This window comes from Leifsonia sp. McL0627 (genome assembly GCF_058244615.1).
In genome coordinates this window covers 337,533-349,806 of the sequence record NZ_JBZCGM010000002.1, presented here as the reverse complement: position 1 = coordinate 349,806, position 12,274 = coordinate 337,533, and the positions used below count along the sequence as shown (strand labels likewise).

General features: G+C 69.9%; 9 protein-coding genes. 5 read left to right on the top strand and 4 right to left on the bottom strand.

The genetic code is table 11. From position 1 onward, the window contains the following. Positions 1–24 precede the first annotated feature (24 nt). Positions 25–2,142: an NPCBM/NEW2 domain-containing protein gene (locus AC37TH_RS02130; RefSeq protein ID WP_490762707.1), complete on the bottom strand. Its 2,118-nt coding sequence runs from the start codon at positions 2,140–2,142 to the stop codon at positions 25–27. Between the two features lie 136 nt (positions 2,143–2,278). Next, complete coding sequence (locus AC37TH_RS02125) at positions 2,279–3,310, bottom strand: LacI family DNA-binding transcriptional regulator (RefSeq protein ID WP_490762706.1); 1,032 nt, start codon at positions 3,308–3,310, stop codon at positions 2,279–2,281. 143 nt (positions 3,311–3,453) lie between these two features. Here AC37TH_RS02125 and AC37TH_RS02120 point away from each other — a divergent pair, with 143 nt between their 5' ends. Continuing rightward, a complete protein-coding gene (locus AC37TH_RS02120) occupies positions 3,454–4,854 on the top strand; it encodes an MFS transporter (protein WP_490762705.1) in 1,401 nt (466 codons plus the stop codon). Positions 4,855–4,890: 36 nt separating this feature from the next. Next, positions 4,891–7,389 carry a beta-glucosidase H gene (locus AC37TH_RS02115; protein WP_490762704.1) on the top strand — a complete coding sequence of 833 codons (2,499 nt, stop codon included), beginning with the start codon at positions 4,891–4,893 and terminating at the stop codon, positions 7,387–7,389. Positions 7,390–7,485: 96 nt separating this feature from the next. Here the strand turns inward: AC37TH_RS02115 and AC37TH_RS02110 are convergent, their stop codons facing one another. Together AC37TH_RS02110 and AC37TH_RS02105 are read right to left on the bottom strand one after the other, a co-directional pair. Next, a complete protein-coding gene (locus AC37TH_RS02110) occupies positions 7,486–8,253 on the bottom strand; it encodes a PspA/IM30 family protein (RefSeq protein WP_490762703.1) in 768 nt (255 codons plus the stop codon). After that, positions 8,250–8,864, bottom strand: coding sequence for a hypothetical protein (locus AC37TH_RS02105; RefSeq protein ID WP_490762702.1), 615 nt, complete (start codon positions 8,862–8,864; stop codon positions 8,250–8,252). The genes AC37TH_RS02110 and AC37TH_RS02105 overlap by 4 nt, the downstream gene beginning before the upstream one ends. A 263-nt stretch (positions 8,865–9,127) precedes the next feature. On the opposite strand from AC37TH_RS02105, the gene corA reads away from it, so the two are divergent. From corA to AC37TH_RS02090, 3 genes are all read left to right on the top strand, one after another. Further along, positions 9,128–10,099, top strand: coding sequence for a magnesium/cobalt transporter CorA (gene corA / locus AC37TH_RS02100; RefSeq protein WP_490762701.1), 972 nt, complete (start codon positions 9,128–9,130; stop codon positions 10,097–10,099). 105 nt (positions 10,100–10,204) lie between these two features. Then, positions 10,205–11,341 carry a class I SAM-dependent methyltransferase gene (locus AC37TH_RS02095; RefSeq protein WP_490762700.1) on the top strand — a complete coding sequence of 379 codons (1,137 nt, stop codon included), beginning with the start codon at positions 10,205–10,207 and terminating at the stop codon, positions 11,339–11,341. Positions 11,342–11,437: 96 nt separating this feature from the next. Next, positions 11,438–12,247 (top strand): helix-turn-helix domain-containing protein, encoded by an 810-nt coding sequence (locus AC37TH_RS02090; RefSeq protein WP_490762699.1) that lies wholly within the window; start codon positions 11,438–11,440, stop codon positions 12,245–12,247. Positions 12,248–12,274: the final 27 nt, after the last annotated feature.

Below are 12,274 nucleotides of genomic sequence, written 5' to 3'. Positions count from 1 at the left end.
CCCCTCCTGTTCTCCTTTTGCTTGTTACTTGCAGCTGATCAGCGGCGCCGCCCAATCTGCGCGGTCGTTGTAGCCGCCGTCGCCCGCGTCTCCGACGTGGAGGACGAGGTCGCGCACCGAGGTCAGGTCGACGGAGAACGGCACGGCGGTCCCCCGGCTGACGACGCCGCTGTCCCAGATCGTCTTCCCGTCCGCGACCAGCGCGAACGTCGCCGTCCCGCCGTCCGGGCCAACGGTGTTCACCACATCGTCGATCCCGACCGCCCCGGACAGCTTCGTGCACGCCCCACCGAGGTAGTACCGGATGTCCGACGGGCTGGCAACGCCGAGCCCAGTGTCGTAGACGGTGCCCGCGATCTTGATCGGGTTGCCGCCGCCGACGCTCTGGTCGACCGCCGGCTGCATCCAGCCGCTTGTCGCGGAGATCCACGGTTGGTGCGACAGTGCCTGGTCGGCGCCGGTCGGTGGCGCGGGAGCGATCGTCACCAGGAGGGGCGGCGACGTCACCGACTCTGTGCCCCGGATGCCGAGGTAGCGTACGGAGGCGGTCACCGACAGGTCGCCCTGTTGAGCGTTCGCCGGCGCGGACAGCGTGAAGGCGAACTGTGCGGACCGGCCAGGCAGCACGAGAGCGGGAGCCCGCCCCTGAGCGGTGGCCGTCCATCCGGTGGGCGCGTTCAGCGTCACCTTCGGGGCGGCGACCGGTGTGGTGCCGTCATTGCGCACGGTGACGCTCGTGGTGAGCGTCGACCCGGCGGAGACCAAGGCGTCGGTGGTCGGCGTCACGGATGCTCCGTCGATGGCAGTCACCGTGGGAGCAGCGGCGAGCACGCGCGGTGACTGTGGCAGCCCCTTCGACTTCGACACGACCAGGAGGCCGACGCCGTGGGCGGGCACCTCGGCGCGCACCTGCCCGGCGGCCTCGCTGACCGCGTGCGTCCAGGCGTCCTTCACGGTGACGCGTGCAGCGGAGACGCCCACGGCCGACGCGGTGGTCGCCACCTCGGCCGGGGTGTCGCCGCGGTTGACGAGCGCGACGGCCACCGAACCGTTCGCGAGCGGCTTCGCCCACGTCTCGGTGGTGCCGGCTGGGCCGACCCTGACCGCCTGCTTGCCCAGCGCATCCTGATCGATGGCGAGCACGTCGGGGTTGGTCAGAGCGCCGAGCGTCGCGGCATTGAGAGTGCGCGGGTCGCTGCCGATCACGAGCGGGGCCGCGGAGATCGACCAGAGCGCGAGCTGGGAACGGAACTCCTCATCCGTCATTCCGAGGCCAGGGCCGAGGTAATCCGGGTCGTTCCAATGTCCGGGACCTGCCGCTTCCGGGTGTCTGGCGTTCGCATCGAAGTTGCGCAGGACGTCGCTGTACTTGATCGAGTTCACGAAGCCGACGTCGGTGTATGTGCGCCAGGACTGGGCGATCTGCGGGGCGTACGACCACGAGTCGATCGACTGCTGCGACTCCGGATAGTTGCCCCAGTCCGGTGAGGTGACCGGGTTGCACAGGTTGAAGATGATCGGTCGCCCGCTGCTGTTGTGCCGCAGCGCGTCGGCGAACTGGGTGTACACGGTCTTCGGGTCGAGGCCCGCGGTGATCCCGCAGAGGAAGTCGACCTTCACCGCGTCGAAACCCCACGTTGCGAACGTGTCGGCGTCGGTCTGGTAATGCCCGTAGCTGCCGAGCCCGCAACTGCCAGGGATGTACGGGCCGGCGTCGGTGTAGATGCCGGCCTTGAGGCCCTTGGAGTGGATCGCGGCAGCGAGGGCGGCCATGCCCTGCGGGAAGCGCGTCGGATCGCCCTGCAGCTGCCCGTCCGCACCGCGCGGGGCGGACGACTGCCAGCCGCCGTCCAGCCAGACGATGTCGTATCCCGCCTTGGCCAGACCGCTGGAGACGAGGAAGTCGGCGACGCTCAGCACGCTGGTGGCGTTGTAGTCGCCGCCAAGACCGAAGTAGGTGTTCCAGCCCTGGTACGGGGTCTGGCTGAGCACGGATGCCGGTGCCGGTGTTGGCGCGGTGGTGGACGCCGATGCCGCTGGCGCTCCCTGCGCCGCTGCCGCTGGCGGAGCGCCGGACACGGCTGTCCCTCCCACGATGAGCACCGCTGCGATGCCCCACCCCACGAATTGCCTGATTGCCATCGAGTACTCCTGACGTCGTCGTCCACGTGCACGATCGGCGCAGAGCGGCCGACCACGTCAATGAAACTGCGATGCGGAGCGCCAGAGAATGCAGGGACCGACGGAAAACCAGGACATACCGACGACGGCAGCCTTGCTAGAGATGGCGAGGCGGCTGCGTGGACTCGCGGGGGACGACGTGCACAGGGGGAGCGTCCACGCGCTCGACGCGCCAGCCTGCGCGCATCCGGGTGTACGCGTCGTGCAGGGTGGTCGCGAGGGCGTCGGCGTCGAAAGTGACGGTGCTGAGGCGCGGGATGAAGTCGGCCCCGGCCGGGTGGTCGTCCGCCCCGATCACCGACACGTCGGACGGCACCCGGATGCCCGCGTCGACGAGCGCGCGGATGGCGGCCATGGCGAGGCGGTCGTCGTAGGCGACGACGGCGGTGGGCGAGTGCTGGTCGTACCGCCAGGCGTGCGCCCAGTCGCGGAGCGTCACGGACGACGCCCCGGCGTGCGCGACGGTGAGGGTAGCACCCGCGGCGAGTGCCGCATCCTGAGCGCCGGCGAGACGCTCGTTCGCCGTCGCTGCGGCGGACGGGTCGGTGGGCAGCAGGAAGACGATGCGCTCGTGTCCGAGGCCGGTCAGGTGCGCGACCGCCGCTTCGCCGAACGGGCGCTGCGGCACCACGAGCGTCGGGGCGTATTCGACAGGCTCCGGCCCGTGCACGATCAGCGCGCGCACTCCGGCGAGGCGGAGCAGTTCGGTGGCCACTGCGTCGCAGCGCGCTGCTTCGGCGAGGACGGCTTCCGGCCGGAGCTTCGCCCACTGCTGGCCGGCCTCGGCGCCGCGCAGCTCGGTGTCGGCGTGGCTGAGCGCATCCGTGCCGTCGTCGACCGTGCGGGCGAGCAGCCCGGCGAAGGTGCGTTCGAGGGTGGCGCCGTTGTCGCGTCCGGAGGCGGCGAACAGCAGCCCGGAGACGGCCTCGCCGCTCGCCAGCGAACGGGCTGCGGTGTTGGGGGTGTATCCCAGCAGACGGGCGGCTTCGAGCACCCGGTGCCTGGTGTCGTCGGAGACGCGAGAGTTGGGCTTGTCGTTGAGGACGAACGACACCGTGGCGCGCGAGACGCCGGCCGCGAGGGCGACATCGGCGCTGGTCGGGGCTTTGACCACTTGTGGGGTGAACATCCTGGTCCTCAGTCTAGGCCGGACAACGCATTCCGGTTACGCGGGTAACCAAAAACCGAGCAATGGCTTGTATTAAGGCGGCGACTGTTTTATGGTTACGCGTGTTAGCACGCAACGCCGCCTGCTTGAAAGGACACCTCCCCTTGACAACGCCGTCTGAAGACACCGCCGACCGGATCCCCGAACGCCCGGTCCAGCCCACCATCCCGTCGAACCTCACCGGAGTGCCGGAGAGCTCGTCGCTCGCCTCCACGATCACCACAGCAGGAAGCGCCTTCAGCGCCGCCCCCACCTCCGCCGTCTCTGCGCAGTCGCCCGCCAAGGTCAAGATCCGCGGCAAGCTGCTCAAGCTGATGCTCTCGATGATGGTCGGCAACGTCGCCATCTTCGCCATCTGGGGTGCCGTCCCGGGCGTCCTGCTCCCGTTGCAGGTGCAGGGCATCGTCGGCGTGCAGAACAGTGGACCGGTCTTCGGGCTGGTGGCGACCATCGGTGCGTTCGCGGCGATGATCGCGCAGCCGCTCGCCGGTCTCGTGTCCGACCGCACGCGCAGCCGGTTCGGCCGTCGTGCGCCGTGGATGGTGCTCGGCGTGCTGCTCGGTGGCCTGTCCCTCCTCTTCATGGGAGCGGCGAACGGCATCGTGCAGCTCACCATCGGCTGGGTCATGGTCCAGATCACCTTCAACTTCGCGCAGGGCCCGCTGAGCGCGATCCTGCCCGACCGTGTTCCGAGCGGCGCGCGAGGCACCTTCTCGTCGCTGTCCGGCCTCGGACTGATGGTCGGCTCGCTCGGCGGTTCCATCGCCGGCGCCCAGTTCGCCAAGGCGATCCCGGCCGGCTACCTCACCTTCGCCGGCATCGCGCTCGTCGTGATCGTGCTCTTCGTCCTCTTCAACCCGGACACGTCCAACAAGGGCGAGCCCAAGCCGCCGTTCAGCTTCCGCGCCTTCCTGCAGACGTTCTGGGTGAGCCCGATCAAGCACCCCGACTTCTTCTGGGGCTTCACCGGCCGACTGCTGCTTTACGCGGGCTACTTCATGGTCACCGGCTTCCAGCTCTACATCCTGCAGACCTACATCGGGCTGAAGGCCGACGCGATCACGATGGTGCCGGTGCTCAGCCTCATCAGCCTCGTCGGCATCATCATCACGACCCTCATCGGCGGTCCGATCTCCGACAGGATCGGCCGCAGGAAGATCGTCGTCATCATCGCCGGCTCCGTCATGGCCATCTCGCTGGTCTTCCCTTTGGTCATGCCGACCGTCACCGGCATGATGCTGTTCGCGTTCGTCTCCGGCCTCGGCTTCGGCGCGTACCAGGCGGTCGACACCGCGCTGATGAGCGAGGTCCTGCCGTCCAAGGACGACTTCGCCAAAGACCTCGGCGTCCTCAACATCGCCGCGACCCTGCCGCAGACGCTCGCACCAGGGCTCGCCGGACTGCTCGTCTTCGCATTCAGCTCGTACACCCCGCTGTTCCCCGTCGGGATCGTGCTCGCCCTCGTCGGCGCCTTCGCGGTGCTGCCGATCAAGTCCGTACGCTGATCCCGTCGACACCCGACCGAAAGTGAACCATCCGTCATGACTGACACCACCACGAACACCACCACTGACGCAACGGCCGACACCGACGCCGTCGTCGCCGGGCTCGTCTCCTCCCTCACCCTGGAGCAGAAGGTGCGCCTGCTCACCGGCGCCTCCTTCTGGACGCTGCACAGCGAACCGCAGATCGGGCTCGACACCATCGTCGTCTCCGACGGCCCTGCCGGCGTCCGCGGGCAGCTCTGGGACGAGCGGGACAGCTCGGCGAACCTTCCGTCGCCGACCGCGCTCGCCGCATCCTGGGACGTCGACCGGGTGTTCGTGCTCGGGCGGCTGATCGCGGCGGAGGCTCGCCGCAAGGGCGTCGGCGTGGCCCTCGGCCCGACCGTGAACATCCAGCGGTCGCCTCGCGGCGGACGCCACTTCGAGGCGTACAGCGAGGACCCGTGGCTGTCCGGCGTGGTCGGGACCGCGTTCGTGAAGGGCGTGCAGTCGTGCGGCGTCGGGGCGACCCCGAAGCACTACGTCGCCAACGACAGCGAGACCGACCGCATGACGGTCAACGTCAACGTGGACGAGCGCACGCTCCGCGAGGTCTACCTCACGCCGTTCGAGCGCATGGTCACTGAGGGCGGTGCCTGGCTGGTGATGTCCTCCTACAACTCCGTCAACGGCGTGACCATGACCGAGAACGAACTGCTGCGCTCTCCGCTGAAAGACGAGTGGGGGTTCGACGGCGTCGTGGTCTCCGACTGGATGGGCGTGCGCGACACGGTCGCGGCCGGTGCGTCCGCTCAGGATCTGGCGATGCCGGGCCCGGACGGGGTCTGGGGCGACGCGCTGGTCGAGGCCGTGCGCGCCGGGCAGGTCTCCGAGGCCGACATCGACGAGAAGGTGCTGCGCATCCTGCGGCTGGCGGGACGCCTCGGTGCGCTCGACGGCGTGGACGCGGCGACCCCGCTCGCCGAGCCGTGGGCTCCGGAGCGCATCGACGCACTGCTGCGCGAGGCGGCGGCGGACGGCATGGTGCTGGTGAAGAACGACGCGAGCACGACGGGCGCAGGAGCGGTCCTCCCGCTCGGCGCGACGCCGGGCACGGTCGCCGTGCTCGGGCAGCACGCGCGCATCGCCCGCAGCCAGGGCGGCGGATCAGCGACGGTCTTCCCGGACCACGTGGTGAGCCCGCTCGACGGCATCGCTGAGGCGTTCGGCGCCGATAAGGTGCGATTCGCGGCCGGGGTGCGCGCCTCCGACTCGCTGTTGCCAGTGGATGCGGGTGTCGTCGTCGACCCGGCGTCCGGCGAGGCGGGTGTGCACGTGCGCTTCCTCGACGCCGACGGCGCCGTGGTGCTCGACGAGCACCGCGGAAGCGGCCGTCTCACCTGGCTCGGCGATCCCGTGCTCGCGGACACGGCCGTCGTCGAGGCGACGACCACGTTCACGGCTCCCGCGGACGGCGAGTACGCCGTCGGCTTCGCCGGTCTCGGCATGTTCCGCTTCGAGGTGGACGGCGAGCTGAAGAGCGACGGCCTGTTCTTCCCGGACGGCACCGACCCGTTCATGGCGTTCCTCAACCCGCCCAAGCAGTCGTTCCCGATCGCGCTCACCGCCGGGCAGTCCGTCACCCTGCGCCTGGAGCACCGCCCGCAGCAGCAGGCGGGGCTTGCCGCGGTGATGTTCACCCTCGGCTACGAGGAGCCCTTCGGCTCAGCCCGGGATGAACTGGAGCGCGCGATCGAGCTGGCCGCCGCCTCCGATGTGGCCGTGGTGGTGGTCGGCACGACCGAGCAGCTGGAGTCAGAAGGCTTCGACCGCGACGGCCTGCGCCTGCCGGACGGCCAGGACGACCTGGTCCGCCGCGTGCTCGCTGTGAACCCGCGCACGGTCGTGGTGGTCAATTCGGGCGGCCCGGTGATCATGCCGTGGCTCGACGACGCCCCCGCTGTGCTCCTGACTTGGTTCCCCGGTCAGGAGATGGGTCACGCGCTCGCCGACGTCCTGAGCGGAAGGGTCGAGCCGGGCGGACGCATCCCCACCACCTGGGCGGCGGCCGAGGACGACGTGCCGGTCTGGCAGGTCGAGCCGGTCGACGGCCAGCTCTACTACGACGAGAAGCTGAACGTCGGCTACCGCGAGTGGATGCGCAGGGCGGCCGCGGGCGGACCGGCCCCGGCCATCCCGTTCGGCCACGGCCTCGGCTACACCGGATGGGAGCTCGGCGCGCCGACGATCGACGACCTGACCGTGAGCGTGCCGGTGACCAACGTCGGCGACCGGGCCGGCAAGCAGGTCGTGCAGGTGTACCTGTCACGGGTGTCGGACTCCGAGGTCGAGCGCCCGGTGCTCTGGCTGGCCGGGTACGCCGTGGTGCGTGCCGAGGCCGGAGAGGCGAGCGTCGCATCCATCGTCATCGAGCCGCGCTCGCTGCAGTACTGGTCGGTCGAAGACCACGCCTGGCGGACGGAGGCAGGCGTGTACGCGGTGCAGGTCGGCGCGTCGGTCGCTGAGCTGTCCGAGGCGGTGGAGTTCGCGGTCTGAGCATGGCTGTGCTCTGCGAGCGCCGCGTCGGGGGCCTCCCCGCCGCGGCGTTCGTGTTCATCCGCTCTGCCGGATCAGCGACCGCCCGGCCGCAGGTCAGCGGCCGATGCTGAGCCAGCCGTCGGGGTCGTCGGCCGTCGAGCCGCCAGCGCCTCCCTGGCCGTCCTTCTTCGCGTCCTTCATCGACTGCAGCTGACGCTCGATGTCCGCCCTGGTCATGCCCGCCGACAACTGCCGCGCGAGATCCGAGTCGGGGGGAGCGGTGAGGTCGTTGAGGGTTCCGCTGGCGATCAGCTCCTCGGTGGCAGCGGCGCGCGCCTGCATCTGTGCGACCTTGTCCTTGGCGCGGTTGAGGCTGGCGCCGGCATCGTTCAGCTGTGTGCTGATGCCCGCCGCCACCTCGTTCGCCCTGGCCTGAGCCTGAGAAGCTGTGTATGTGGCCTTCATCGTCTCCTTCTCGACGCGGAAGGCCTCGATGCGTTCGGAGAGACGGCGCTCGTTCTCCTGCAGCTGAGCCTGCTGCTTCTGCAGGGAGGCGTGCTGATCGCGCAGCGTAGCCACCTGATTCTCGAGCAGCGAGCGGCGCTCGAGGGCGGTGCGGGCGAGATCTTCGCGCCCCTGGTTCAGGGCCTCCTGAGCCTGCTGCGCGAGCCGCTGGTAGCGGGCGCCCATCTCCTGGCCCTGCAGCTCGATCCGCTTTCGGGCCGTCGCGACCTCGGCCAAGCCGCGGCGCACCTGCTGCAGCATCCGCACCTGCTGGTCGTAGCTGTCGTCGAGGGCCTCCCGCGGGTCCTCCATCTTGTCGAGCACGCGGGAGGTCTTGATGCGGAAGATGTCGCGCATCCGTGAGGTGTTGTCGCTCATGATTCGTTTCCCCTGTAGAGACGGTTGGTCGAAGTCTGGCGGCGCGGGTCGATCCGGCCGTCGGCGGTGTTGAGGGTGTGGAGCTCCTGCACTCCGGCGTGCAGCGCGGCGACCTCGCGGTCGACGTCCGCGTGCAGGGCGGCGAGCGTGTCGTCGCTCGAGCTGCTGAGTCCGGATGCGACAGCGGAGCGCAGCCGCCGCACGAGTGCTTCGACCTGCTGCACGCGGTCGCGCGCCGTCGCCAGCTCGGACGCGAGCACCTCCGGGTCCGTCTCGCTTTCCAACAGACGCAACTGCGCGCTCAGCGTCTCGCCCTCGTTCTGGATTCGCGTGAACAGCCGCGCGAGCTCGCCGCGCGGACCGTTACCGCGAGCAGCCAGGTCCACTGCTCCCCGACCGCTTTCGAGGCTGTTGCCGAGGCGCAGCCGCAGCTTGAGCACCTGCTGCTGCGGTCCCCAGGTGAGTGCCGCGCGGGTGCGGAGCACAGCACCGTTGACGGTGCGGTTGCGCCGGATGCGCCGGTAGAGCCAGCGCACGATGAGCACGCCGGTCAGGATGCCCAGCAGGGCGATCGCGAAGAGGCTGATCAGTATCCCGGCGATCACCGTCATGGCAGCCACCGTTCCGTCTGCGCTGCTGACTCGGGATGCTGAATCCGGGAGCACTGCGCCTTGTTCACGTCCATTTGTCCGCTTTCGTCGATCGGCTCGGGCGCTCGCCCGAGACGCGATGTATCGCGTTTCGGCCAAGATACGCTCATTGCCCACAAAATGCATGCGGCCGACAGAGACTGTCCAGGAAAGGGAGTCGCGCCGCGCCTTCCGTCTGCCCCACAATCGGGTACCGTGGCGGGAGCCTCACGGAAGGAGCCGCCATGATCGTCGACAACGCCGTCTACGTCGACGGGCAGCGCACCGCAGACCCCACCTCGCTCGAGGAGACGTTCGAGACGGTCCGCGACCGCGACGGTTTCGCCTGGATCGGACTGTACCGGCCGACGGAGAAGGAACTGGGGGCGGTCGCCGCCGAGTTCGAGCTTCCGGCGCTGGCCGTCGAGGACGCGCTGAGCGGGCATCAGCGGGCCAAGATCGAGAAGTACGGCAGCACCACCTTCGTCGTCCTGCGGCCTGCGCACTACATCGACGAGACGGAGAAGGTCGAGTTCGGCGAGGTGCACGTGTTCCTCGGCGAGCAGTTCGTCATCACCGTCCGGCATTTCGAGTGGCCGGACCTCGGCGCCGTCCGGCACCGGATGGAACAGGACACCGCGCTGCTCGGCAAAGGTCCGCTCGCCGCGCTGTACGGGATCCTGGATCAAGTCGTCGACGAATACGCCCCCGTCGTCGCCGGGCTCGAGAACGACATCGACGAGATCGAGGACCAGCTGTTCAACGGCGACCGCACGGTCTCACGCCGCATCTTCGAGCTGTCCACCGAGGTGATGACGTTCCAGCGCTCCGTCAGCCCGCTCGGCCCCGTGCTGCAGAGCCTGCGGGATGCACTCGCCTCCTCCGGCGAGGACCAGACGCTCCGCGAGGGGTTTCGCGACGTGCACGACCACGTCATCCGAATCACCGAGCGGGCGGAAGGCTTCCGGCAGGTGCTGCAGAACGCGCTGATGGTGCACACCACGCTCGTCGGCCAGGCCCAGAACGACGAGGTCAAGAAGATCTCCTCGTGGGCGGCGATCCTGTTCACCCCGACCCTGGTCGGAACCGTCTACGGCATGAACTTCGACCAGATGCCCGAGCTGCACTGGCTGTTCGGCTACCCCTTCGCGCTCGTGCTCATGCTCGCGATGGGCTTCGGCCTGTACTGGGCGTTCAAGCGCAAAGGCTGGCTCTGACGCGCTCGCTTGCGCTCGCGCGCTGCCGGTCGACTCGTGCGAAACGTGCGGTGCGCGCGGTCGTGACCGCGCTTTTCGCACGAGCCGGGCTGCGAGGATAGGGGGGTGTTCGAGTATGCGCGGTTGCGGCGGTGGCCGGACGTGGAGGGTGACAACCTGTTCGCGTCGGATGCGGCAGACCGGCTGATCGCCGATGTCGCACGGGATGCGGTCGGCGGCAACGCACAGGATGCGCCCGGCACGCTGGTGGTCATCGGCGACGCGTACGGCGCGCTCACGCTCGCGGCCGCCGATGGCGGTGCCCGCGGCATCCGCGTGCACCAGGACCCGCTGACCGGCAAGCGTGCCCTCGCCGCCAACGCGGCGGCGCTCGGCCTGGCGGAGGCGTACACCGTGCATCCACTGGACGCGTCGTTGGTCACCGGCGCCCGGGTCGTGCTGCTGCGGCTGCCGCGCAGCCTGGATGCGCTCGCCGAGATCGCCGCGCTGATCGCGGAGCATGCGCATCCGGAGGTCGTCGTCGTCGCCGGCGGGATGCTGAAGCACATGAGCGTCGCCATGAACGAAGTGCTCGGGAACGTGTTCGGCTCCGTCACTGCGTCGCTCGCGCGGCAGAAGGCGCGCGTCCTGACCGCGCGGGAGCCGCATCCGGTGGCCGCGATCGCGCTCGCTCGCTGGCCGGAGCGCGCGTACGACGAGGAGCTCGGCCTGTGGGTGTGCGCGCACGGCGCCGCCTTCGCCGGGACGTCGGTCGACATCGGCACCCGGTTCCTGCTCTCGGTGATCGACGACGCTGTCCCGGATGCGCGCACCGCCGTCGACCTCGGCTGCGGCACCGGGGTGCTCGCCACGGCGCTCGCCAGGCGAAGGCCGGGAATGCAGGTCACGGCGACCGACCAGTCGGCCGCCGCGGTGGCCTCTGCGACGGCGACTGCGGCCGCCAACCACGTCTCCGACCGGGTGACCGTCGTCCGGGATGACGGGCTGGCCTCCCAGCAGGACGCCTCAGCCGAGCTGATCGTCCTCAACCCGCCGTTCCACATCGGGGCGGCCGTGCACACCGGCATCGCGCACCGGATGTTCGCCGACGCAGGCAGGGTGCTCGCTCCCGGCGGCGAACTCTGGACCGTGTGGAACTCGCACCTCGGTTACCGCGCCGCACTGGAGCGCGCCGTCGGCCCGACGCGGCAGATCGCGCGCAATGCGAAGTTCACGGTCACCGCTTCGCGGCGTCCGCAGTGACCGCTTCGCGGCGCGGCGCGGAATAGCCGAAGCCGCGCCCGCGTTTTCGCGAGGGTGACGATCACCGCGACTTCCGCCCCCGCGACCCTCGACGAGGTGTTGTCCACACTCGACTGGCAGGTGGACGCGTCCCGCCGCGAGACGCTGGCCCCCGGCGCGCGCGTCGACGTCAACGGCGCGACGCTCGTCTATGTGATGAGCGGCTCCGTACGCGTACGAGCTGACGGCCCGAAGCCGGTCTCGTTGGCGTTCGTCGCGGGCGACGTCGTCGTCGCGACCGGCCGCCACAACGCGGACCTGCAGGCAGAGACCGCGAGCGAGATCATCGTCACCGAGCTGCGACCGCTCGGCGCCTCGCGTGCCGTCGACCTGCTCCCGGAACTGATCGGCGTGACCCGGCTGGCCGACCTCGATCCGGCGATCGCGCTGCTCGCCGCCCGGATGGGCTGCCCCGCCCAGGTGGATGCGCCCCGTCGCGCAGGCGACAGCGTGATCTGCGGGCGGATGGCGACCATGATCGTCGCCGTCGCGATCCGCGCCTGGGCCGAAGGGGACTGCGCGCCCGCAAACTGGCCGTCCGCCCTCGAAGACCCGTACGTCACCCGCGTGCTCGACGCGATGCACGAGGATCCTGGACACCCGTGGACGGTCGGGGACCTCGCCGCGGTCGGCGCGATGTCGCGCACCATCTTCGCCGAACGGTTCCGCACACAGGTGGGGAGGTCGCCCGCCAGCTATCTCGCGCAGGTGCGGATGGACGCGGCGATGACCTACCTCGCCGACGACGGTTTGACCGTGAGCGAGACGGCCAGGATGCTCGGCTACGAGTCGGACGCCGGGTTCAGCCGCGCGTTCAGGCGCCACACCGGGTCGGTCCCGTCGGTGTGGCGGCAGCGGGCAAGCTGACCCGCACGTGGCCGCCGGTGCGGGTGC

Bases quoted from the DNA above. Each gene is read 5' to 3' on its own strand.
- AC37TH_RS02130 (WP_490762707.1), bottom strand. From the start codon at position 2,142: ATGGCAATCAGGCAATTCGTGGGGTGGGGCATCGCAGCGGTGCTCATC.
- AC37TH_RS02125 (WP_490762706.1), bottom strand. From the start codon at position 3,310: ATGTTCACCCCACAAGTGGTCAAAGCCCCGACCAGCGCCGATGTCGCC.
- AC37TH_RS02115 (WP_490762704.1), top strand. From the start codon at position 4,891: ATGACTGACACCACCACGAACACCACCACTGACGCAACGGCCGACACC.
- AC37TH_RS02110 (WP_490762703.1), bottom strand. From the start codon at position 8,253: ATGAGCGACAACACCTCACGGATGCGCGACATCTTCCGCATCAAGACC.
- AC37TH_RS02105 (WP_490762702.1), bottom strand. From the start codon at position 8,864: ATGACGGTGATCGCCGGGATACTGATCAGCCTCTTCGCGATCGCCCTG.
- corA (WP_490762701.1), top strand. From the start codon at position 9,128: ATGATCGTCGACAACGCCGTCTACGTCGACGGGCAGCGCACCGCAGAC.